Raw genomic sequence first — 21,458 nt, 5'->3', positions numbered from 1 at the left:
GGCCTCGCCTCCTGAGGCGGTGCGTATCAGGTCGATACGCGCGCTGCCGGGTAAAGCGCCTGGGCCTCCTCAGGCGCAGCGATGACGTCGTCCCATTGCTGAAGGACCGACTGGATCGCGTAGCGCGCGGCAACCGCGCGTGCGCCCATGGCGCCGATCTGGTGCCGCAGTGTTGCGTCGGCCGCCAGGCGGGCTATCGCGTCTGCCAGCCGGCGAATGTCTTCTTTGGGGACGAGCATGCCCACCGCCGGCGTGTCGATGATTTCCGACGGCCCCCACGGACAATCAAAGGCGATGCTGGCAAGGCCCGCGGACATCGCCTCCAGCAGCACGTTCGGGAAGCCTTCGAAGCGCGAACTGAGGACGAAGATATCGCCGGCGTTTATCCATTCGACCGGTGATTTCGTCGTGCCCGGCAGACGAACTCGGTTCGAAAGGCCGAGGCGTCGGACCTGTTCCTCAAGCGCCGACCGTTCCGGGCCTTCGCCGAAGATGGTCAGCGTCATGTTCGGCGCGCCCCCAGCGATATCGGCAAAGGCGTCTATCAGCAGATCAAAGCCCTTCTGCCTGTCCAGGCGGCCGACGGCTAGCACCCGGGTGACGGTACCTGACTGTTTGTCACGCACATGCTGAAGCGTGATCGGGTTGGGGATGATCACGGCCTTGGCTTTGAGGGCCGGTGGCAGCGAATTGACCGCTTCCGTCGTCTGCATCACCAGCCGCTCTGCCAGGCGAGCCGCCAGCGGCCGCGCCAATCGCCACAGCCCGTTCATGTCCTGCGTATTGAAGTTGTTTCGCTCGGAAAGGACGAGCCGCAGGCCGAGGCCGCGGCTGGCAAGCACGACCATGATGTTGACCTTCGTCAGAAAGGAAATGACGAGATCGGGCGACAGAGCGCGCAGGCGCGCGCGCAATCGGGCGATACGTGCAGCCGTCCTGAACACGGGCACCGAAGAGCCGCCGCCGAGCGCCTCCACGCGGACCGACCTGTCGTAGGCAAAGTAGGTCTCCGGGGTTTCCGCGTTGAGCGCGAGCACGTGCACGTCGTCACCGCGGGCCGAGCGATGGCGCGCGAGGATGTTGACGACCTTTTCTGCGCCGCCGGCACCAAGCCCTGAAAGCACAAACACAATTCGCAATGGCGGCTCCTGTCTCGATTGGGGCAGGCGGGCATCCCGCCTGCACCCGACCCGGCCACGGCCTAGACGGCGCTCATCCAGCCGTGGGTCAAGGCGAAATGGACAATCTGCGCCCGCGTGTGGAGCTGCAGCTTCTCCGTCGCCCGGGCCTTGTAGGTTTCGATCGATTTGACGCTGACATTGGCGCGCGCGCCGATTTCCTTGTTGGAGTACCCAAGGGCTACGAGGCGCAGAACATCCTGTTCGCGACGGGTCAGCCCCGGCACGCCGGCCGTCTTCATCGTGCGCGACCCGGGATTTGGTGCCGTGCGTGTGAGTTCCTGGGCGGTTGGCGGATCGAGATAGAGCCCGCCATGCGTGACGGAGCGAACGGCAAGCAGCAGGTGCTCGGGGGCGGAGCATTTCTGGATGAAGCCCTTGACGCCGATCTGAAGCGCCTGCTGTGCGTAGGAGCGCTCCGGGTAAATCGTCATCACCACCACATAGGCCGAAAGCTGCTGCTTGAGGATTTGCTCCGCCAGCGTAAGGCCGCTCATGTCGGGAAGGGCGATATCGATGACCGAAACGTCCGGCCCGGTTTCCTTGATCAGCGCGAGCGCCTCCGCACCCGTTCCGGCCGAGCCGACGCAGACGATATCGTTGGTCGTCTCGATCGTCGCGCGGGCGCCGACGATGACGAGCGGATGGTCGTCGATGATGACTGTGCGTATCGGCGTGGTCATGCTGCCCGCCTGACTGTCGGCGCCAAGTCCGCCGACATTCGCTTAGGTCGAGCCCCTTTGTTGTTGTCGTTCATGTGTCGGTCCCCCTCTCCGAATTTTCTTTCCGCAGCTTGAGCCGTGCGGTGGCTGCTAGAAGTTCCTCAGGAAATTGGAGTAACGCCGTTCGATGTTGTGCAGCGTGTATTCGCTTTCGATACGATCGCGGGCGAGAAGCGCGTAGCGGGCATACTCCTCCGGCGAAAGGTCGAGCACCTTGCGCATGGCGTCGGCAAAGGCCTCGGGATTGCGGGCGGGCACGACGATTCCGGCATTGCCGGCAACCTCAGCCGCGTCACCGACGTCCGTTGCCACCACCATTTTTGCGTAGCTCATCGCCTCGGCAACGACGTTCGGAAAGCCTTCTGTCCTGGAGGACAGGGCGAGAATGTCGATGCTGCGGTAGAAATCCTCCATGTCCGCGACTTCGCCCCTGAGGTCGATGGCCTCGCTTGGCAATCCCGCATCTGCAATCAGCTGGACGACTTCGGGATTGTCCCAGGCTAGTCCCCGTCCGGCGGCGAGAAAGCGCGTGTCAGGATGGGTGCGCAACACCGAGGCGGCGGCGCGAAAGAAGGTGGCGTGATCCTTCTGCGGGTGAAAACGCGCGACGATCCCGATCCGCCGGGGCGGTGCTTCGTGGCCTGCCGCCACCGCCGGAATTTCAAAGCCGTTCGGGATGACGACCGAATTCAGGTTGCGGTAGCCATAGGCGCGGTGCATTTCGCGGGCGCGCGACGAATTGTAGATGATGCCGGAGGCCGAGCCGGAGAGCGCGCGGGCAGCGGCGATCGCCATGTGCGAGCTCCGCGACAGCGAGGCGATATCATCCAGCGACTGGCGAACATTCCAGATGACCGGCGTTGCCCGTCGCGCAAGTTTGGCAGCGACCGTGCCGACCACCATGGCGTGGTACATCCAGCAAAGCATGACACTCGGCTTTTCCTGGCGGATGATATTGGCAAGCCGCATCGTGCCCTGCAGAATGGCCGGGAGCGAGTGTGCGCCGAGCGCCACATACTCGACGCGCGGATTGTCCGCGAGGTCACGGTTTCGCGCCGAGACATCGAGCAGCGATACGACCATGACGCGTTCGTCAGACGACGCCTTGAGCAGGCGCGCGAGCATCGTCTCAGCTCCGGCGCTTGCGCTGAAATTAGTGATCAAATGCAATATCATACCGTGGATCCGAAGTTGCGCCGCCGTTTGGGCCTTCCTCCGCATTCCCTGAGCCTGACGACAGGGCACACTGGTGTGTATCCCGGCGCTGGTCACAAGCATTAAATTCCTGGGCGCGCTATGCACGCCAGGACATTAACTTCCTATTGCCTCGATTTTGGAGGACACATCGGACGCGATCATTTCTGAAATAGGTTCGTACTCTAAATTGGCCTTCCAGGGCGCACCCTAGAAAAGCAGTGATTTCAAGATACAACGGCAGACACTGTCATGCAATTATTCTCTTGCAGTATAGCCCGGCTCTGAAATAGCATTCCGTCATATCATACTTGAAATACATTAATATCGCCCGGATGGGTTATTTCTTCCCTTGGTTGTGATCCGAGTTGTATATTGCGCTCTGACACATTGTGCATTTGAGAACCAAAATGCGTTTTGCTCTGGTTGGTGCCGTCGAAGGATCCCTAATCGCGCTCAATGCCCTGTTGGCGAAGGGGATGCTGCCGTCCCTGGTGGTTACGCTGCCGCCGGAGGCTGCGGATCGCCATTCCGATTTCGCGGACTTGACGACGCCGGCGCGCGCGGCAGGCAGCGCGGTCTGCCATACGACCAACGTGAACGCCGAAGACACGCTCGCAGCCATCCGCGCGAGCGCCCCGGACCTCGTCCTGGTCCTCGGCTGGTCGCAGATCTGCCGTGAGGCCTTCCGTGCCATCCCGCGGCTGGGCGTGATCGGGTTTCACCCGTCGGCGCTGCCGCGTCTGAGAGGCAGGGGTGTTATCCCCTGGACCATCCTGCTTGACGAAAAGACCACGGGTTCGTCGCTCTTCTGGATTGACGAGGGCACGGATTCCGGCCCCATCATTCTGCAGCGTCTGTTTTCCGTCGCGCCGGATGAGACCGCGCGTAGTCTCTACGGTAAGCATGTGCGCAATCTGGCGGAGATGGTGCCGGAGGCCGTTGAATTGGCCGCAGCCGGCAAGGCGCCGCGGATGGAGCAGGACCACGGCCTGGCAAACTATTGTGCAAAGCGTGTCGCCGAGGATGGTTTGATCGATTGGCAGCGCCCGGCAGTGGAGGTGCTGCGACTGATCAGGGCGGTCGGCGAGCCCTATCCCGGCGCCTTCTCGCGCCCGGACGGAAAGGTCGTCCATATCGATGCGGCGCGGCCCTTCGCGGACTCCTTCCGTTACATCGGCCTTGCCGCGCAAGTTCAGACCCATACGGCGGATGGCTTTACCGTCATGTGCGGAGATCGGCAGTGCATCGAGGTAACCGCGTGGCGCACGGCCGACGGCCGGCGCCCCCCGGTGCACAGCAAGTTGGGAGCGTAATCGCACGGGCAGTGCATCGGGTTCAGTCAGGCGGGGCCACAGTGATTGCCTTGGCCCCTCGTCCTAACAGTCAAGGAGAAGGCGTGTATGGCGTACCGATCGTTCAAGATCCTTGTCTCTTCCGCGGGAAGGCGTGTTGGCCTGATCGAGTGTTTTCGCCGGGCAGCGCGCGCGCTGGACATCGATCTCCAGATTCTGGCCTGCGATCTTGATCCCGACCTGAGCGCGGCCTGTGCCGTTGCAGACCGGGCTTTCGCGGTACCCGCCTACAATCACCCGGAGTTCACGGGCCGCCTGGCGGAGATCGCGCGGGCGCATGATGTGCGCCTGCTCGTACCAACGATCGATCCCGAACTGGTGCCGCTTGCGGCAGCGGCGGGGGATTTCGCCCGCTTCGATTGCCGCGTGCATGTGAGCACTTCGCCGGTCATCGACGTTGTGCGCGACAAGCTCGAAACCATGCGTGTGCTCGACGCGGCCGGGGTTCCGGTCCCGCGAACCGGCATGCTGGAGGAGGTTCGCGGCGAGCTCTCCCGCTGGGACTGGCCGCTGTTCCTCAAGCCCAATGCCGGGAGCGCAAGCCGCTCGATCAGCATGGTGCGCTCAATGGCCGATCTGCCTGAAACGACCGCAGAGCCGATGATCCTGCAGCAATATCTGGACGGCCCGGAGCATACGGTCAATGCGTTCGTCGATGACGGCGGCACATTGCAGTCGGTCATTTCGCATCGGCGATTGCGCATTAGGGCAGGCGAAGTCGAAAAAGGCGTTACCGAGCGACATACGGCGCATCGGGCGATGGCTGAGGGTATCTTGCGGGCGTTGCCGGACTTGCGCGGTGCGTTCTGTTTCCAGGTCATGGACGATCGGCTCACCGGCCCGCGGGTGATCGAAATCAACGCCCGTTTCGGCGGCGGCTATCCGCTTGTGGATCATGCCGGCGCGACCTTTGCCCAATGGCTGCTGGAGGAAGTGGCAGACTTGCCGAGAACGGCCCACGACGATTGGCGAGAAGGTGTGCTGATGCTGCGATACGATGCAGCGGTCTTCAGGGGATAGGCGGATGGGCGAGCAGGTGCTTGTCTTCGATCTCGACGATACGCTCTATCTGGAGCGGGATTTTGCCGTAAGCGGCTTCAGGGCCGTTGATGCCTGGCTGGCGAGCCATCTGGGCGCGGAAGGCTTTGCCGGGCATTGCGAGGCAGCTGCTGCGAGCGGGCACAGCGGACGCGTTTTCGATACGGCGCTGGCAGCGATGGGCATTGCCGTCGACGAAGCGTTGGTCGGCCAGTTGGTTGCCGTCTACCGCGGACACCGGCCGGAGATAGCTCTCGCCGACGATGCTCGCCGCTATCTGGAGCGTGCGCGCGTCGGCCGAAGGGCGATCATCACCGACGGGCCAGCGGCTACGCAACAGGCCAAGGTCAAGGCGCTGGGGCTCGAAACTTTGGTCGACCGGGTGATCTTCACTGATCTTTGGGGGAGAGAATTCTGGAAGCCGCATGCACGAGCCTATGAGGCGATCGAGAGCTGGGCGGACGTCAAGCAGGACAATCTCGTCTACATCGCCGACAATCCGCTCAAGGATTTCGTCACGCCACGCCGGCGCGGATGGCAAACTGTGATGGTCGCGCGCGAAGCGCGGGTTCACCGCACGGCGGCGCCGGACGAGGCGCACCAAGCCGATAGGCGGATCAGCGATCTAGACGAACTGGACGAGGCATTGCAGTCACTCGCCGCTGGTGAAGCGGTATCTCGGTGAGCTTTTCGCGAACTGGACTGCCAATACAGGCAGGAACTGGCGGAAGTGGCGGCCGCGGAGCGCGTATTCAAACCCGCGGCCGCCGGTATTTTATGCGAAGGTGAAGTCCGCCGCGCTGAAGTTGGCCGCAGACAGGGTACCGTTCGGATCGTCGACGACGATCTGGAAGGCGTGGCCGGCCGAATCCTGTGCCTTCAGGATCACGTCGCCGCTCGGGTCGTCATAGGCATAGACCGTGCCGGGACCACCTGTGTTGGCGTAGCGGGTGATGCCGAGCTTTTCGAGCACGATGCGATCGAGACCATCCTGGTAGTCCATGATGGTATCCCGTCCATCGAGTGCGCCCGCGCCCTTGAGCACGAAGCGGTCGGCGTCAGCGCCGCCCCAGAGGAAGTCTGAGCCGGTGTCGCCGATCAGGGTATCCCTGCCGGCATCGCCGCGGATCGTGTCGTTGCCCGAGCCGCCATAGAACAGGTCATCGCCATCGCCGCCATTCAGCGTGTCGTTGCCGTCTTCGCCGCTGATGCTGTCGTTGCCGCCATCACCGTAGACGAGGTCGTCGCCTGCGCCGACGCTGATCCTGTCGACGCCGGCACCGCCATGGGCCTCGTCGCGACCGCTCTCGGAATCGAGAATGTCGTTGCCGTCGCCGCCATCGAGATAGTTGTCGCCGTCGCCGCCGTCGACCCGGTCATCGCCGATGCCGCCATAGACATGGTCATTGCCGGACTGGCCCTTGAGCGCGTCGTTGCCGCCTTCGCCATAGATGTAGTCGTCGCCGGCACCGCCACCGACGGCCTGCGTCGTTACCTGGCCGGTTGCCGGGTTGACGCGGTTGACGAAACCGTCATTGCCGTCGCCGGCATAGATAATGTCATTGCCAGCGCCACCATCGATATATTCCTCGCCGGCGCCGCCGTAGAAGGTATCGTTGCCGGCGCCGCCGAGCATGGTGTCGTGGCCATCGCCGCCGTCGAGGATGTCGTCGCCGTCCTCGCCGTCGAAGATGTCGTTGCCCAGGCCACCGACGAAGTGGTCGTTGCCAAGGCCGCCATCGAAGGAGTCGTTGCCGACGCCGCCTTCAGCATAATCGTCGCCTGGACCGGCCTTGAAGAAGTCGTTGCCGTCGCCACCGTACATGCGGTCGTTGCCGTCGCCACCGTCGAGATAGTCGTCTCCGGCATAGCCCCAAAGGCTATCGTCGCCGCCATATCCATAAATTGTGTCAGCTACGTTCGTGCCATAAAGCGTGTCAGCTACGGGTCTTCCCTTAACGATCATGTTTCCATCCTTTATTAGTGGGGCAGAATACGCGCCGTTGCTTTTACCGACCGCCGCGCAATGACAGCAAGCGACCTTAGCGTGTGAAAACTGTGATCTGTCGTGTTAAATGGTGGGGGTCTAAAATAGCATCTATAAGCAACCGCTACAACAGATGTATAGTGCCTACTCAACCTCCGGCACGTTGACATCGGGGAACACTTCCATCGATACGGCCCCACTCAAATTCCTGGAAACGGTGTCGTTGCAGCATGGTAGACAACAGAATCACAAGCGGCAGTTTACGATCTGCGTTCCGGCGCAGCGTCATAGATCTCGGCTTGTTCTCGACGGTCGTCAACGTGTTGGCACTGACCTCGCCGCTATTCCTGATCCAGGTTTATGATCGGGTTTTGCCCTCTTCGAGCATCGAAACGCTCGTCTATCTCACGATTATCGCGTTCCTTGCCTTCGCGTTCCTCGGCCTGCTCGATGTGATTCGGGCGATCTATGCGGTGCGCATGGCGGCCAAGCTCGACAGCGAGCTCGGGGCGGCCGCGTTTGCGAACGTGGTCGCGGCAACGGGCCGGGAACCGGGCGATATCCAGCCTTTGCGCGATCTTGCGACCGTTAGAGGCTTCGTCGCTTCACGCGGCACGCCGGTCCTCTTTGACCTGCCGTTCTCGCCGGTGTTCGCCGCACTCCTTTATCTCCTGCATCCGCTGCTCTTTTTGATGACGACGATCGGCGCGATCGTGATCCTGCTTTTGGTTTTCCTCAATCAGTACATGAACAAGAAGGCGTCGCAGTTCGCGCAGGAGCGTATAACCAGCGCTAATCTCACGGCGCAGATGTTCAGCCGCAATGCCGAGACTGTGCGTGCGATGGGCATGACGAACAATGTCGGTGAGGTCTGGGGCCGCCAGTTTGCCGCCGCGACCGCGGCAGCGGACGGAAGCCTCGTCGTCAACGCAATCTTCGGCGGCATATCGCGATCGATCAGAATGATCCTGCAGATGGCGATCCTCGCTGTTGGCGCGACCCTCGTCTTAAAGGGGCAGATGACTGCCGGCATGATTTTCGCGTCGTCGATCCTATCGGGACGCGCGCTGCAGCCGCTCGATCAGCTGGTCGGGATCTGGAAGCAGGCAATGGATGCGCGCAGCGCCTGGTCGCGGTTCGAAAAGGTGATCGAGGCCGGCAGTGTCGATAGCCGCAAGCTTCTGCTGCCGAACCCCGCCGGCGATATCGCCGTGCGTGATTTGCTCTATGTTTCGCCCGACGCCGGAGCCGACCCTGAGCCGATCCTGAAACGGCTGAATTTCACGATCGCTGCCGGCGAAAGCGTTGCAGTGGTCGGCCCGAGCCGGGCGGGCAAATCGACGCTCGCGCGGCTTCTGACCGGCGCCGTTGCCCCGACAGCGGGCTCGATCACCATCGACGGTGCGGATCTGAGAACATGGGACGCGGCGCAGCTCGGCGGCCTCATCGGCTATCTCTCACAGGACGTGCAGCTGCTGCCGGGCACGATCGCCGCCAATATCTCTCGCTTCGAGCCGGATGCAGCCGACGAGGCGGTCGTTGCGGCCGCGCGCGCGGCTCATGCCAATGATCTCATCCTGTCGCAGACGAAGGGCTATCAGACCCCGATCGGGCCCGGTTCCAACAATCTCTCCGGCGGCGAGCGGCAGCGCATCGGGCTTGCGCGCGCCTTCTACGGCTCCCCGCGTCTTCTTGTTCTCGACGAGCCGAACGCCAACCTCGACAGCGAAGGGGAAGCGGCACTCGGACGGGCGCTGAGAGACGCGAAAGCGCGCGGCGTCACGGTCGTCATTGTCACGCACCGCATTTCGATCGCCACGACGTGTGACCGGATCCTGGTGATGAAGAATGGCAGGATTGATGACTTCGGTCCAACGGACGAGGTGGCGCGTCGGGCGCAGTCCGAAAGGGCGGACCGGGCGGCAAAGGCGGCGGCTGTCAAGCGACAGGCGAACCCGCCGCCGACAAACATTTCCGCCTTCCTGCCTGGCAGAACCGGGGATCGGCCATGACGGCGGCGACCACTCGGCGCTCCTGGCGGGAGACAATCGTGACCGATACCGGGCTGGTCGCCCGGCTCGGCTATGGGACGCTTGTTCTTATCCTTGCCGGTTTCGGCTATTGGGCGGCAACGGCGCCGCTCTCCGGTGCCGCGGTCGCTTCCGGCACGATCACGGCCACGGGCCGCAATGTTCTCGTGCAGCATCTGGAAGGCGGGATCGTCAGCGAAATCGCGGTTCGCGAGGGCGATGCGGTCGCAAGGGGGCAGACGCTCGTGGTCCTCGACGACACCGTCGCCCGCACGCAGCTCAACCGCCTTGCCAAGCAATGGGTGGCGCTGAAGGCGCGGGAGGCGCGCCTTGCCGCCGAACGGGACGGGCGGCGGGACCTGACGATCGCGATCGGCAACGCGCCAGCCACGATGTCGGCCGCAAGCCGTGACCTGACCGAAGAGCAGGTGAAGGAGTTTCAGACCCGGCTTGCCCGCTTCACCTCCGAGACCGTTATTCTGCAGCAACGGGTCGAAAGCATCAACGATGCGCTCGATGGCCTGGCCGCGCAGAAGGCGGCCGTCGAGAAGCAGACGCAGATCGTGCGCAGTGAAGCCGAGCGAAAGTTCAATCTCCTGGAAAAGGGGCTGACGAACCGCACGGAGTACACGCAGCTTCTTCGCGTCGAAGCGGACCTGCTCGGCCAGGTCGGCATGCTGCAGGCAGAATCCTCGTCGAGCCGCACCCAAGTCGCAGAAGCGCGTGAGCAGATCGAACGGCTGAAGACCCAGCGCGTCGAGCAGGCGGTGACCGCGATGAACGAGGTGAAGACCGGGCTTGCCGACGTGGAAGAACAAGTCGAAGCCGCGCGCCGTGTGCTCGAGCGCACCGTCGTCAAAGCGCCGGTGGACGGCGTCGTCGTCGCCTCGGTCTACAATGCCGTCGGCAGTGTCGTCGGTCCCGGCGAGAAGATCATGGAGATCCTGCCGACAGGGGACTTGGTCGTCGACGCGCGTATTCATCCGCAGGACATCGACGTCGTCCATGTCGGTCAGCCGGCAAGGGTCCGCCTCTCGGCGCTCAATACCAGCTTGACGCCAGAGGTTTCTGCGACGGTTGCCCATGTTTCTGCCGACCGCCTCACCGATCCGGCGACGCGCGAGCCCTATTACAGGGCCGTGTTGCGCCTGGATACGCCGCTGCCGCCCGGCGTGCGCATGGAGCAGCTGCATCCGGGGATGCCGATCGACGCCTTTATCGAACTCGGCGACCGCACCTTCCTTGAGTATCTGATCCGGCCGATTTCCGACTCCTATCGACGCGCCTTTGCGGGGGAATGACCCCACAAGGTCTTTCCGGGGCGGGAATGCAGTGGGTCGACATTTAGACTGAGGTCGCAGGGACGCGCTCTTTGCATGTCCGGATGGCTGGTCCGTTTCCGGTGGTCGGCGAGTTCCTGTCGGAGCCCCTCGATCGTCACCTGAGAGCGGTTCCAGGCTGCATGCTGGGGTATTGGAGTGCCATTTCCAGATGCGCCAAGATTTATCCGATGTATATCCTCGGGTGTTCTTTCTAGTGTTCTGACCATTATTTCATGCGAGAAAATTATCGTCCATTTAATATTAAAAAAGACGCGGACTTGCTTTCGTATCTTAAGTTTTATGTCTTTCTTTTGAGCGGTGCATTCTGTCTCCTTGGTGATGGAATGGTCGCTAGTTAATCCCAAAGGATTATGGATTAATTTGCAGTAATACTATTGAGTTCTAAGATAATTAGGGAAATTGCTTCCGATAAAACGAAAAGATAATTTACACGCAGTTTTTGGCGTGCGAGAGTTTTGGCGAAGTTGGCGTATTTTATTGCTAAGACCAAAGCTTGTATCAGTGCATAGATAAAATAAATTTCAGGTAACTTTGTATGATCTGATCGGTATCAGAAGTTTATTCCAAACAAATTCAACGAGACATGACGTCTCAAGGCGCGTCATTCGTCCGTCCGTTCTCGGCGCGGCGGTTGACTGGCGTTCTATGGATCGAAGGGTGTCGCATGCATCGCAACGAGGCCGCTGCCCAGCCCACGCAAGCCGTCGCCCCGTCTCCGCCGTCAATGGCGAGATACTGGGCAAGGTTCCTCACCATATTCACCTGGTTTGCTGCCGTCGGACGTGCGCTTCTGCGCCTGGCGGCAAGAACGACCGTATCGTCGGTCAAGCAGGTTCGTCGATCGCGCGTGCTCTATGCGATGGACATCGCGTCTGCAGCCCTGGCGCTCGTGGCCGCCTTTTTTCTGCGCTACGGCTTCGACGCCATGTCGACGCGACCGGAGCTTATCTGGGCGCTGCTAACGACCGGACCGCAATATCTTCTGGCCTGTGCGCTCGCTTTTCCGATTGCGGGATTGTACGCTCGCGACTGGCGCTACTGCTCCGTCTCGGACCTGCGCTCAATCCTTCAGGCCGTCTTGATCAGTTCGGCGGCGCTGGTGTTGATGTCGTTCTTTGCGAACCGGCTCCAGGATATGCCGCGAAGCGTTGTGCCGCTCGAGGCGCTGCTCTTGACCGCATTCCTTTCGGCTTCGCGACTGAGCTTCCGGCTCGACGAACTGGCGCTGCGCCCAACGCGGCGGCAGCCGATCGCCGAGGACAATGCCGACCGCATCCCGACCTTGCTCGTCGGCAGCGGCCATGCGGCAGATCTCTATCTGAGAGCGCTCCGCCGCGATCCACATTGCAGCCATAAGCCGGTCGGCTGCTTGGAAGTGACGCCGGAGCATACGGACATGACCTTGCGCGGCATTCCGATCCTTGGCGCGCTCAGCGATTTCGAAACTGTGGTCTGCGCACTCGCAGAAAGTGGACAGTTGCCGCGCCATGTCGTCTTTACCGAAGCGCTTTCGGCGTTCGGCGAAGCCGCTGAGGATGTGATGCGGCGCGCCGAAGCGCGTGGCATGACCGTATCGCGCCTGACGCAGATCACGGAACTCAAGAGCGCCAAGCAGGAAAGCCGTTTCGAACTACGCTCGATCGAGCTGACGGATCTTCTGGAGCGCCCGCAGGCAGCCCTCGACAACGAGGCAATTCTTCGCCTCGTCCGCGGTCGGCGCGTCCTGATCACCGGCGCCGGTGGTTCGATCGGCAGCGAACTCACCTTGCAGGTGGCGGCGCGTGAACCGGCCGAACTCATCCTCGTCGAGAACTGCGAATACAATCTCTATGCGATCGACATGGAACTCGGCGAGCGCTATCCGGCCGTCAAGCGGACGGCAAACCTTTGCAACGTACGCCGGGCCAATCGCGTCAACGACGTCTTTGCCAAGTACCGGCCGGAATTGGTCTTCCATGCCGCAGCTCTCAAGCATGTGCCGATGGTGGAGCTTAACCCTTGCGAGGGCGTGCTGACCAATGTGATCGGCACGATGAACGTCGCGAACGCCGCCCGCCGCTTCAAAGTGCAGGCGATGGTGCAGGTGTCGACCGACAAGGTCGTCAACCCGACGAGCGTGATGGGCGGGACCAAACGGCTGGCCGAACTCTATTGCCAGGCGCTCGACCTTCATTGCCTGAAGAAGGGTTCCGGCCCGCGCTTCATGACCGTTCGCTTCGGCAACGTGCTCGGATCGAGCGGCTCGCTGATCCCGTTGTTCAAGCGGCAGATCGCCAAGGGTGGTCCGCTGACGGTAACAGATCCGCGCATGACGCGCTTCTTCATGACCATTCGTGAAGCCGTCGAACTGACGCTGCAGGCTTCTGCCTATGGTCTGGAAGGCGAAATCGGCAAGGGCGAGATTTTCGTTCTGGACATGAATGAGCCGATCAAGATCATCGACATCGCCAAGCGGATGATCCGGCTTGCCGGCCTTACGCCGGGCAAGGATATCGATATCGAGATCATCGGTCTCAGGCCCGGCGAAAAGCTCTATGAGGAGCTGTTCGACAGCGGCGAGCAACGCATCAGTTCACCTATTCCCGGTGTGCTCGGTGCGATGCCGAACGCCGTGCCCCTGGCGACGCTCAAGGAGATGTTCGCGCGCCTGAAGCTCTTTGCTGAACTCGGCGATCAGGCGATGGTCTTTGCGATCATGAACAGCCTCATTCCCGGCTTCGACAAACATCCGGCTGAAGGCACGGCTGGCGCGCCCTCGTCGGACGACGGGGAGGAAGTGGCCGCCGACGCCGATGCCGCGCATCTCACCGACGATGTCCTGCAAGCAGCGCTGTCGAGCCTTAGGCGGGGGCCGCCTTCGACGCCGATGCCGATGTGATCTGTACGATCTTTCGAACGCTTGTATGGAGCGCGCCCTGATGTTGATTGACGCGAGCGACTATTCTCCGGTCAGGCTGCCGCCACAGCGGGCGGCTGCCGCCGCGGGATCGGCGGTTGCCGGCGTGGTCCCGAAACAGCGGATCGCGGTGCTTTCGAGCTACAGTCGCTCGCTCACCAATTTTCGCCTGGAGTTGCTGCGGCGCCTGGTGGAGGCCGGCCATTCGGTCCTGGCCGTCGGGCCGGAGCAGGACGAGGACGTCGTCCGGCAGCTTGCCGCGATCGGTGTAGAGTTCGTGCGCTCGCCCATGAGCCGCACAGGGCTCAACCCACTGACGGATCTCGCGACGCTCTGGTCCTACTGGCGGCTGTTACGCTCGCGGCAGATCGATGTCGTGATCCCCTATACGATGAAGCCGATCGTCTACGGCGGCATTGCCGCTCGTCTGGCCGGCGTCAAGCGACGGTATTTTCTCGTGACCGGCCTTGGCCATGTCTACTCGGAGGCCGCAGGAAAGCGGTGGGTCGGGCGCCGCATCAAGCAACTGAGCGTGCTGCTCTACCGGCTGGCGCTCAAGGGGGCCGGCGGGGTCTTTGCCTATAATCGTGCGGATTCGGCTGATATCGAGAGCTGCAGGCTGATTTCCGACCAGCGCGCGCTGACGCTCGTGCCGGGCTCAGGGGTCGACCTCGACCACTATGCCTTTTCGAGCCCGCCTCGCGGGCGGCCGGTTTTTCTGCTTGTCGCCCGCCTGCTGAAGGACAAAGGGATCAGCGAGTATGTCGAGGCTGCGCGCCTCGTTCGCCAGCAGTTCCCGGAGGCCGAATTTCGTCTTCTGGGACAGTTCGATCCCAGTCCGGCGGCGATCTCCGCTGAAACCATCGATGGATGGGTCAAGGACGGCAGCCTGAACTATCTCGGCGAAACCACGGATGTGCGCCCGCATCTCAGCGATTGCAGCGTCTTCGTCCTTCCGTCCTACTATCGCGAGGGCATACCGCGCAGCATTCTTGAGGCGATGTCGACCGGGCGCGCGATCGTCACAACCGATCTGCCGGGCTGCGACGAGACAGTGGTCGACGGGCTCAATGGTTACCTTGTGGAGCCGCGCAACGCCAAGCAACTGGCCGAAGCCATGTGCCGCTTCCTGAGGGCGCCTTCACTGATCACAGACATGGGGCTCAGGTCTCGGGAACTGGCCCAGTCAAAGTTTGATGTGCATGCCGTGAACAAGCTGCTTCTTGAGCGCATGGCATTGATCTGACAGGAATATTTCATCTTGTCCAAAATAGTCGAGAGTGTTCGACAAGAAAGAACAACCGCGACGATGCTTTGTCAGCAACTTTTCGGCTGCGCGCGTTTCTAACGCGCCAATGGGAAACTCATATTTTCGATGTATACATTACTAATAGTTGTTGAATTGATCATTGCTATGCATAATCGCCTTTGAGGAATATTTGAGGCGATCGTCTTACAATGGCGGGCAGCGTCGTTCACATCATCAACGACCTTAACGGAAACGGCGGCGCCGAGCGCCTGGTCGTGGAAATGGCGCAGCGGCAGGCGCGGTTTTCGGCAACGGTGATCGTGTGGAAGGGAGCAAACAACGAACTCCTGGAGGACGCGGCTTTTGCTGCAGTGAAGATCATTGCGGTCAAGCTGTCGAGCCCCCGTTCGATTGCCAGAACATGGCGCGCGATGCGGGCGGCGGACGTCGTGCACGTCCACCTGTTTCCGTCCCTCTATTTTTGCGCGTTTCTGCCTTTTCGGAAAATCTACACCGAACACAACACCTGGAACCGCCGAAGGGCGAGGCGGTGGCTGCGAGGTATCGAACGGTGGGTCTATGGCCGTTATGACTGCGTTGCGGCAATCAGCGCACCTGTCCGCGACCACCTGTCCGAATGGTTGGCGCCCATGGCCGCGAAAATCCACATCGTCGAAAACGGTGTCAGCCTGGACCGGTTTGCGTCGGCGCGCGACCGCAAGCCGAGAGAGGATGGGCTCTTTTACATAGGCATGGTCGGAAGTTTCACGGAGAAGAAGGACCAGGAAACCATCGTGCGGGCCCTGCAGCGGCTTCCGGACAATGTCCATGCGGTCTTTGCCGGTGTGGGGGACCGTCGACCGATCGTCGAAGAACTGGCCGGGGTTCTGGGTCTGCGCGAGCGCGTCCACTTTTCCGGGCTGGTCCGGGATATCCCGGCGTTCCTCAGCCGCCTTGATCTCTATGTGCAATCGTCCCATTGGGAGGGCTTCGGGGTGGCCGTGGTTGAGGCGATGGCGTCGGACCTGCCGGTCCTGGTCAGCGATGTCGGAGGGCTGGCCGTGGTCGTTGACAACGACGACTACCGGTTCCCGGCGAAGAACCACGGGCAACTCGCCGACCGCATTCGCGAACTTACCAGCGATGATGAGAGGTATCGCAATGCGACGGCCTATGCGCGCCACCGTGCACAAGCCTTTTCAATCGACCGGACCGTCTCGTGCTACGAGGACCTTTACGAGCTGATCAAGCCCGGTCCGCCGTCATTGACGGCGGCCGGCGCAGATGCCGGCGCCCCTCGGTTCCACCGTTCCTCGCACCCTTCACAGGACCTGCGCTGAGTCGTCGTTGCGTTCGGCCGGAGGAAAGCAGAGAAGAAAGAAGGCGGCACGATCTGGCGAACGGGGGCATGGCATGACGCAGCGGCTCATTTGAAAGCAACTGCTGAAATGTAACTTGGAATCTCCGGGGGAGTTGGTATTATCCCTGCATTGTTTTCGAATATACTGAAATTAACTGTTGTCGTTTTCATGTTTTGGGAGCCGATGTCGGCCAATCTACCCTCGGGATCACTGTAGCGGGCGCTGAGCCCCTGTCTGGAAAGGCAGGCGGCAAAGTATTCGGTCGCTGCCAGGTGCCCTCTGGGTTCGAGAGCCGCAGGCAATTTTTACAGGTTGTCCGACCATGGTGATGAGCGCCCGGCAATTTTATTCTGGAAACGACGGCTCGACGGACTGGGTCCGGGAGTCGGAGTTCTTCGCAAAACTGAAGATGCGAAACGGCACCTTCAAACTCACGCAGCCGTCGCGCTTTCGCGAGCTGGAAACCGCATTCAGGCCCTTGCTTTCGCAGCGGGCGACGCAGTTGCGGGAGGTGCTCGATGTCGGTGTTTCTACCGGTGTGACGACGGTCGAGCTATTGCGATACCTGGAGGCCTGCGGGGCGAAGCCGAAGATCACAGCCACCGATCTCTTCATCGACGCGCACATCGTCGAGGTGGCGCCGGGGTTTCGCGTTCTTGCCGATCCGGAAGGCTGGCCGCTGCAATATGATGTCGCCGGTCTTGCGATCCGGCCCTGGATCCGACGGCTCGACTATGTCTCCCTTGCCTTCATCCCGCGGCATCTGGCGAAATCCATGCTGCAGCCGCGCCTGCGCGCGCTGATCCGCAGCGGAAGGAGCGAGCCGGTCCAGATGATCACCCGGTCGTTATCGCGTGACGATTCCATCGCGTTTGTCGAGGATGACATCATGCGACGCTCACCGGATTTCGCCGGCCGCTTCGATCTCGTCAGAGCCGCGAACATTCTCAACAGGAGTTACTTCTCTACCGCGCAGATCCGGTCGGCAGTGTCCAACATTCGATCCTATCTGAGCGGCGCTGGAAGCCTGCTGATTGTGACCCGGACGAACGAGAAGGGCGAAAACGGGGGCACGCTTTTCGAAGTGGGCGCCGACGGCACGTTTACGGTGCTGATGCGCGTCGGCTCCGGATCCGAGGTTGAAGACCTGATCCTCGGCTGTCCAGCGCCCTGACGCTCTCCCTATAGGTCTTCTCGAGGGCAAGCCTTAGCCTTGTTCCTTCTCAAGTCTCTGCGAAACGGTAAACCTGGCTGCGGGAGCCTTGACGCCGTCTGGGCGACAAGGAAGATTGCAACCCAGACGGAAGGTCCGGTCGCGGACGCACTGGCCGAGTGCCGGTCGCGCTCCACGGTCGGCTCGGCGGCTCAGGAATCCACCTACACTTAAGATCCAGGCGCCTCCGATCGCGATGAGGTGTCGCGAGGGAAAACGGCTTGAACAGGATACTGGTTACCGGTGGAGCCGGCTTCATTGGCGGACACCTCGCGCGTCGGCTGGTAAAGGCCGGCCATGACGTGACCGTCCTTGATGATCTGAGTTCGGGAAAGCGAGAAAACGTCCCGCAGGCTGCGACCTTCATCGAAGGGTCGGTGCTCGACCGCGACGCCGTGCGCCGTGCGCTCGCCAATGTGGACGCCTGCATCCATTTGGCGGCGATCTCCTCGGTCGAGCGATGCAAGCGGCAACTGACGTCATCGCACGCAATCAACATAACGGGGTTCCTCACGATCATCGAGGAACTTGCCCACTCCGGGGCTCATTTTCCGCTTGTCTATGCCTCATCGGCTGCGGTTTACGGGGCAAGCCAGGAATTGCCGCTTTCGGAAGCCGGACGTTGCATTCCGTTGTCGCCTTATGGTGCGGACAAGCTTTCCTGCGAACTTCACGCGCGGTCTGCCTATGAGGTCTACGGCATAGCGAGCCTGGGTCTGCGTTTCTTCAACGTTTACGGGCCGGGGCAGGATCCATCGTCTCCCTATTCCGGAGTGATCGCGAAGTTCGCCGCACGGCTGGAGCGCGGTGAAAACATCACGATCCATGGGGATGGCCGTCAGACCCGCGATTTCGTCCATGTGGACGACGTTGTGGAGGCTTTGCTGCACGCGCTTGGCCGCTGGGACACGGGCGCGCGCATCGTCAATGTTTGCAGCGGTGTCGAGACATCGATCAGCGACCTTGCGCGGATCATGATCGAGGAAACCGGCAGCCGCTCGGACATCACCTATATCGACGGCCTGTTGGGTGAAGTCAGGCGCTCGCGGGGGTGCGTCGAAGCGCTTCACGCAAAAATCGACTATCGCTGCGTGACCGACCTTCGGGCCGGGCTCGCGCGACTGCTGCAGTGATCTCGATGGCAGAGCGGGCGGCGATGCTCGCCTGCTGCGGAGTGGGGGCGATCGCGCTATTGGCGTCCTCTTGCTGTTCAAAGCATGGTGCGTGCCATTCCTCGCCCTTGAGACTTTTGTGTTCAACTTCCATGGTGTAGAAACGCCGGAAACGACCCAAACGGGAATCATCGAGGGGATCTGCGCATGGAACTGCTGACGCTTCAACATTTCGCGGGTTGCGTCGGTCAGGAGTTCGATCTGTCCCTTGGTGAGAGCACGGTGCCTTTGACACTTGCGGAAGCCACACCCGGTACGACGCCGATCTTGCCGGGCATGCTTCGCGCGCCCTTTTCGCTGATCTTCCGCAGCGGTTCAGCGATCGTGCTGCCGCAACAGATCTACCGGCTTAAAAATGCGTCGCTCGGCGCACTGGACATTTTTCTCGTGCCGGTTGCCCGCGACAAGCAGGGTATTGTCTACCAGGCCGTTTTCAATTGACGCTGAAGTGGGCGGTCAGCGGGGCTCCGCTTCGTCGAAATCGCCGGGCGACCACTCCATCTTGATATGCGAGCCGACATCGTTGATGCCCCGAAATCCAAGGCGCTGATAAAGCGCTTGGGCTCGAAAGTTTCGTTGTTCGACATGCAAGGTGAGAACGCACGCCTTTGAGGTTGCGGCCTCACGCTGAATAGCCGTCAGTAAGGCTGTGCCTTTGCCCTGGCGGCGCCACTCAGGCAGGAATCCGATGTCGACGATGAGCCAGCGCTCCTTTTCCGCGTCCAGATAGAGCCGGCCGACCGGCTTGTCTCCGATTTCGACAACGAGATAGTCCGCGTCCGGATAGACCGACCGGTAGTGGCGATGTTGGGCGATAAATTGTTGTTCGAGAAAGACCTGCTTCTGCTCAGGCGACCATGGCACGGCCGCCAGTTCGTCCGCCCGAAACGACGAGTAAAGCTCGAGCAGGAACGCAATGTCGTTCGTGCAGGCATGGCGCAGGGAAGTGCCCTGCACCTCCAATCGGAGTGGATCAGACCGGATCGGAAAATCGACCGCGGCAATGTCAGTGTGCGGCTTCACCCGAACGACGGAAAGTTGCCGTTAAGCGCGATGCAGAAATTTACCGCCAGGTAAGGCTGTCGATTTTCGTGCGGGAGGTTTCCACCCGACAGACCGATCATGGAAGGAGCAAACTGGGCATCCGGTTGGGCAGTGCTCACCGCCATGACCGTGTGCTCCGTTGGCAGACTGAGCGAGTTTCCGGCTGACGGCGTACTCGCTCTTTTCGTCCCGTCTGTCTGGTTGTAGATGGTCAGTGAATGCGTATGTGCCGGCATTTCAGTTGAAAGCAGGGTAACATTCTGTGTCCCGAAGACCTCTCCGATCGTCCGGGGCGTAAGACCTGGACCTGTCCCCTGATTGCACGGTGCGCGTCCGGCAAAGTTCGGCAACTGGAAATTGCTCTGACCGTTGCCGCCATACGACGTACCGATGAGCGAGAACAACGCCGTATTTTGCTGGATGGGCATCAACGGTCCGTTGCAGAACGCCCAACCATAGGGTGCGTAATTGAAACTGAAGAGCTGGATCTCGCCAATGAAAGGCTCTGTCATTCTTATCCCCTTATTGTGAAATACAGGCCCGAATCAACTTTGCTGCGGAAAGATTCCGTATAATGCAATGCAAAAGTGCGTCGTCAGCGTCGGCATCGTGTTGTCATGAGGCTGACTGCCGCCTGTGGGGCTGGTCGAATTCGGCGACGTCCCGCGCCCGGTCAGGCCGCTCACGTCCGTTGCGTAGAGTGTGTCGCTGGCAACCGCTCCTAACATGACAGTCGGCCCGACCGCAGTGGCGTCGGCAGTGGCCGTCGTTGCGACTATCGGGTGGCCATGCGGTGGGAGTTGGGTGCTGACCAGTGTCACGTTTTCGGTGCCAGCAATCTGACCGAGCACCCGCGTCGTCAGGCCCTGACCCGTGCCCCAGTGCATCGGCACGCGGCCGCGTAGGTCAGGCACACGAAATGTTGACTGGCCGTCTCCGCCGTAGGTGGTCCCGAGCAGCGTGTAAAGCATCTCATATTCTGCGATCGAAAGCAGCGAACCGTCGCAGGTCTGCCAACCGGTGGGAACCCGGGGGAACCCGAATATCCGTATTTCCCCGACATAGGGAGTGCTCATGCTTACCTCCGGTGGCTGAGTTCAGTTGCGCGACGGGTAGACGCCCGACAGCGCGATGCAGAAGTTGATGACGTTGAAGGGTTGCATATTCGCGTGCGGCTGCCCACCGCCCGCAGGCGCGATGGTCTGGGACGATAAAGGCACCTGAGATCCACCGGGTTGCGCATAGATCGGCAGGGTCGTCGTACCGAAGAGCGACGGCGCACGTTGATCTCCAATGGCAGTCGTTCCATTGCCCTGATGAAGATGCGAGGGGATCTGCTGCGTATTTAATGTCACGGTCTCCACGCCGCCAATCTCCGCCATCGCGGTGGTAGGTTGCCAGCTTGGATCGAGAGAATTGCCGTAAGACACAGGCGTGCGGCCTTGCAAATTTGGAAGCATAAAGTTTGTCGTGCCGTTGCCACCGTAGAAAGTGCCCAGCAGGGAAAACAAGGCCTGATTCTGGGCGATTGCCATCACCTGGCCGTTGCAGAGAGCAAAACCCTTCGGCGCAAAACCAAATCCGGTCATCATGATCTGCCCGACATAGACCTCGGTCATCGCTGCCCCTTCCGATAATCTCAACGACTCTAGTTTGCGCCTTCTTCGCACTCTCCC

19 protein-coding genes are annotated in these 21,458 nt (G+C 61.2%); 11 read left to right on the top strand and 8 right to left on the bottom strand.

The window, feature by feature from the left end:
- Nucleotides 1-26: 26 nt before the first annotated feature.
- From IB279_RS20775 to IB279_RS20765, 3 genes are all read right to left on the bottom strand, one after another.
- Nucleotides 27-1,130, bottom strand: coding sequence for a glycosyltransferase family 4 protein (locus IB279_RS20775; protein ID WP_309142307.1), 1,104 nt, complete (start codon nucleotides 1,128-1,130; stop codon nucleotides 27-29).
- Nucleotides 1,131-1,201: 71 nt separating this feature from the next.
- Nucleotides 1,202-1,861, bottom strand: a complete 660-nt coding sequence (locus IB279_RS20770; protein WP_113294464.1) for a response regulator transcription factor — start codon at nucleotides 1,859-1,861, stop codon at nucleotides 1,202-1,204.
- 129 nt (nucleotides 1,862-1,990) lie between these two features.
- Entirely contained in the window at nucleotides 1,991-3,076 is a 1,086-nt protein-coding gene (locus IB279_RS20765) for a glycosyltransferase (RefSeq protein ID WP_060521000.1), read from the bottom strand.
- Between the two features lie 428 nt (nucleotides 3,077-3,504).
- On the opposite strand from IB279_RS20765, the gene IB279_RS20760 reads away from it, so the two are divergent.
- The 3 genes from IB279_RS20760 to IB279_RS20750 all read left to right on the top strand — a co-directional run bounded on the left by IB279_RS20760 (nucleotide 3,505) and on the right by IB279_RS20750 (nucleotide 6,172).
- Nucleotides 3,505-4,410, top strand: coding sequence for a methionyl-tRNA formyltransferase (locus IB279_RS20760; RefSeq protein WP_192339743.1), 906 nt, complete (start codon nucleotides 3,505-3,507; stop codon nucleotides 4,408-4,410).
- Between the two features lie 87 nt (nucleotides 4,411-4,497).
- Nucleotides 4,498-5,469 carry an ATP-grasp domain-containing protein gene (locus IB279_RS20755; protein WP_192339741.1) on the top strand — a complete coding sequence of 324 codons (972 nt, stop codon included), beginning with the start codon at nucleotides 4,498-4,500 and terminating at the stop codon, nucleotides 5,467-5,469.
- Between the two features lie 4 nt (nucleotides 5,470-5,473).
- Nucleotides 5,474-6,172 (top strand): HAD family hydrolase, encoded by a 699-nt coding sequence (locus IB279_RS20750; RefSeq protein WP_162727296.1) that lies wholly within the window; start codon nucleotides 5,474-5,476, stop codon nucleotides 6,170-6,172.
- A 90-nt stretch (nucleotides 6,173-6,262) separates the two neighbouring features.
- Here IB279_RS20750 and IB279_RS20745 read toward each other — a convergent pair whose 3' ends face one another.
- Complete coding sequence (locus IB279_RS20745; protein ID WP_060610239.1) at nucleotides 6,263-7,453, bottom strand: calcium-binding protein; 1,191 nt, start codon at nucleotides 7,451-7,453, stop codon at nucleotides 6,263-6,265.
- A gap of 251 nt (nucleotides 7,454-7,704) precedes the next feature.
- Between IB279_RS20745 and IB279_RS20740 the strand changes: the two genes are divergently transcribed.
- From IB279_RS20740 to IB279_RS20705, 8 genes are all read left to right on the top strand, one after another.
- Nucleotides 7,705-9,486 (top strand): type I secretion system permease/ATPase, encoded by a 1,782-nt coding sequence (locus IB279_RS20740; protein WP_192339738.1) that lies wholly within the window; start codon nucleotides 7,705-7,707, stop codon nucleotides 9,484-9,486.
- Nucleotides 9,487-9,524: 38 nt separating this feature from the next.
- Nucleotides 9,525-10,805: an HlyD family type I secretion periplasmic adaptor subunit gene (locus tag IB279_RS20735; protein ID WP_226020765.1), complete on the top strand. Its 1,281-nt coding sequence runs from the start codon at nucleotides 9,525-9,527 to the stop codon at nucleotides 10,803-10,805.
- A gap of 766 nt (nucleotides 10,806-11,571) precedes the next feature.
- Nucleotides 11,572-13,725 (top strand): nucleoside-diphosphate sugar epimerase/dehydratase, encoded by a 2,154-nt coding sequence (locus IB279_RS20730; protein ID WP_112984713.1) that lies wholly within the window; start codon nucleotides 11,572-11,574, stop codon nucleotides 13,723-13,725.
- Between the two features lie 40 nt (nucleotides 13,726-13,765).
- Nucleotides 13,766-14,989 carry a glycosyltransferase family 4 protein gene (locus IB279_RS20725; RefSeq protein WP_113295001.1) on the top strand — a complete coding sequence of 408 codons (1,224 nt, stop codon included), beginning with the start codon at nucleotides 13,766-13,768 and terminating at the stop codon, nucleotides 14,987-14,989.
- Between the two features lie 212 nt (nucleotides 14,990-15,201).
- Nucleotides 15,202-16,332, top strand: a complete 1,131-nt coding sequence (locus tag IB279_RS20720) for a glycosyltransferase (protein ID WP_192339736.1) — start codon at nucleotides 15,202-15,204, stop codon at nucleotides 16,330-16,332.
- A gap of 343 nt (nucleotides 16,333-16,675) precedes the next feature.
- Nucleotides 16,676-17,527, top strand: a complete 852-nt coding sequence (locus tag IB279_RS20715; protein WP_192339733.1) for an ATP-binding protein — start codon at nucleotides 16,676-16,678, stop codon at nucleotides 17,525-17,527.
- Nucleotides 17,528-17,787: 260 nt separating this feature from the next.
- On the top strand, nucleotides 17,788-18,699 hold the full coding sequence (locus IB279_RS20710) for an NAD-dependent epimerase/dehydratase family protein (protein WP_192339731.1): 912 nt from the start codon (nucleotides 17,788-17,790) through the stop codon (nucleotides 18,697-18,699).
- Between the two features lie 186 nt (nucleotides 18,700-18,885).
- The gene (locus tag IB279_RS20705; RefSeq protein WP_110819752.1) at nucleotides 18,886-19,179 is read left to right on the top strand and encodes a DUF6916 family protein; all 294 of its coding nucleotides are present in this window, start codon (nucleotides 18,886-18,888) and stop codon (nucleotides 19,177-19,179) included.
- A gap of 15 nt (nucleotides 19,180-19,194) precedes the next feature.
- Here IB279_RS20705 and IB279_RS20700 read toward each other — a convergent pair whose 3' ends face one another.
- The 4 genes from IB279_RS20700 to IB279_RS20685 are packed head-to-tail and all read right to left on the bottom strand — an operon-like array spanning nucleotide 19,195 to nucleotide 21,401.
- Nucleotides 19,195-19,761: a GNAT family N-acetyltransferase gene (locus tag IB279_RS20700; protein ID WP_110819753.1), complete on the bottom strand. Its 567-nt coding sequence runs from the start codon at nucleotides 19,759-19,761 to the stop codon at nucleotides 19,195-19,197.
- Nucleotides 19,758-20,294 carry a phage tail protein gene (locus IB279_RS20695; protein WP_060610265.1) on the bottom strand — a complete coding sequence of 179 codons (537 nt, stop codon included), beginning with the start codon at nucleotides 20,292-20,294 and terminating at the stop codon, nucleotides 19,758-19,760. The genes IB279_RS20700 and IB279_RS20695 overlap by 4 nt, the downstream gene beginning before the upstream one ends.
- A gap of 33 nt (nucleotides 20,295-20,327) precedes the next feature.
- A complete protein-coding gene (locus tag IB279_RS20690; RefSeq protein ID WP_060529400.1) occupies nucleotides 20,328-20,858 on the bottom strand; it encodes a phage tail protein in 531 nt (176 codons plus the stop codon).
- A gap of 21 nt (nucleotides 20,859-20,879) precedes the next feature.
- Nucleotides 20,880-21,401 carry a phage tail protein gene (locus tag IB279_RS20685; RefSeq protein WP_192339729.1) on the bottom strand — a complete coding sequence of 174 codons (522 nt, stop codon included), beginning with the start codon at nucleotides 21,399-21,401 and terminating at the stop codon, nucleotides 20,880-20,882.
- Between the last annotated feature and the right edge of the window lie 57 nt (nucleotides 21,402-21,458).

Source organism: Ensifer sp. ENS06, from assembly GCF_014852205.1.
GTDB classification, from domain to species: domain Bacteria; phylum Pseudomonadota; class Alphaproteobacteria; order Rhizobiales; family Rhizobiaceae; genus Ensifer; species Ensifer adhaerens.
This window is presented reverse-complemented; position numbering and strand designations above follow the sequence as displayed.

Excerpts from the sequence above, each read along its gene's own strand:
- IB279_RS20730 (WP_112984713.1), top strand. The coding sequence starts at position 11,572 with ATGGCGAGATACTGGGCAAGGTTCCTCACCATATTCACCTGGTTTGCT.
- IB279_RS20765 (WP_060521000.1), bottom strand. The coding sequence starts at position 3,076 with ATGATATTGCATTTGATCACTAATTTCAGCGCAAGCGCCGGAGCTGAG.
- IB279_RS20695 (WP_060610265.1), bottom strand. The coding sequence starts at position 20,294 with ATGACAGAGCCTTTCATTGGCGAGATCCAGCTCTTCAGTTTCAATTAC.
- IB279_RS20740 (WP_192339738.1), top strand. The coding sequence starts at position 7,705 with ATGGTAGACAACAGAATCACAAGCGGCAGTTTACGATCTGCGTTCCGG.
- IB279_RS20745 (WP_060610239.1), bottom strand. The coding sequence starts at position 7,453 with ATGATCGTTAAGGGAAGACCCGTAGCTGACACGCTTTATGGCACGAAC.
- IB279_RS20705 (WP_110819752.1), top strand. The coding sequence starts at position 18,886 with ATGGAACTGCTGACGCTTCAACATTTCGCGGGTTGCGTCGGTCAGGAG.
- IB279_RS20755 (WP_192339741.1), top strand. The coding sequence starts at position 4,498 with ATGGCGTACCGATCGTTCAAGATCCTTGTCTCTTCCGCGGGAAGGCGT.
- IB279_RS20770 (WP_113294464.1), bottom strand. The coding sequence starts at position 1,861 with ATGACCACGCCGATACGCACAGTCATCATCGACGACCATCCGCTCGTC.
- IB279_RS20750 (WP_162727296.1), top strand. The coding sequence starts at position 5,474 with ATGGGCGAGCAGGTGCTTGTCTTCGATCTCGACGATACGCTCTATCTG.
- IB279_RS20725 (WP_113295001.1), top strand. The coding sequence starts at position 13,766 with ATGTTGATTGACGCGAGCGACTATTCTCCGGTCAGGCTGCCGCCACAG.
- IB279_RS20720 (WP_192339736.1), top strand. The coding sequence starts at position 15,202 with ATGGCGGGCAGCGTCGTTCACATCATCAACGACCTTAACGGAAACGGC.
- IB279_RS20690 (WP_060529400.1), bottom strand. The coding sequence starts at position 20,858 with ATGAGCACTCCCTATGTCGGGGAAATACGGATATTCGGGTTCCCCCGG.
- IB279_RS20715 (WP_192339733.1), top strand. The coding sequence starts at position 16,676 with ATGGTGATGAGCGCCCGGCAATTTTATTCTGGAAACGACGGCTCGACG.
- IB279_RS20760 (WP_192339743.1), top strand. The coding sequence starts at position 3,505 with ATGCGTTTTGCTCTGGTTGGTGCCGTCGAAGGATCCCTAATCGCGCTC.
- IB279_RS20685 (WP_192339729.1), bottom strand. The coding sequence starts at position 21,401 with ATGACCGAGGTCTATGTCGGGCAGATCATGATGACCGGATTTGGTTTT.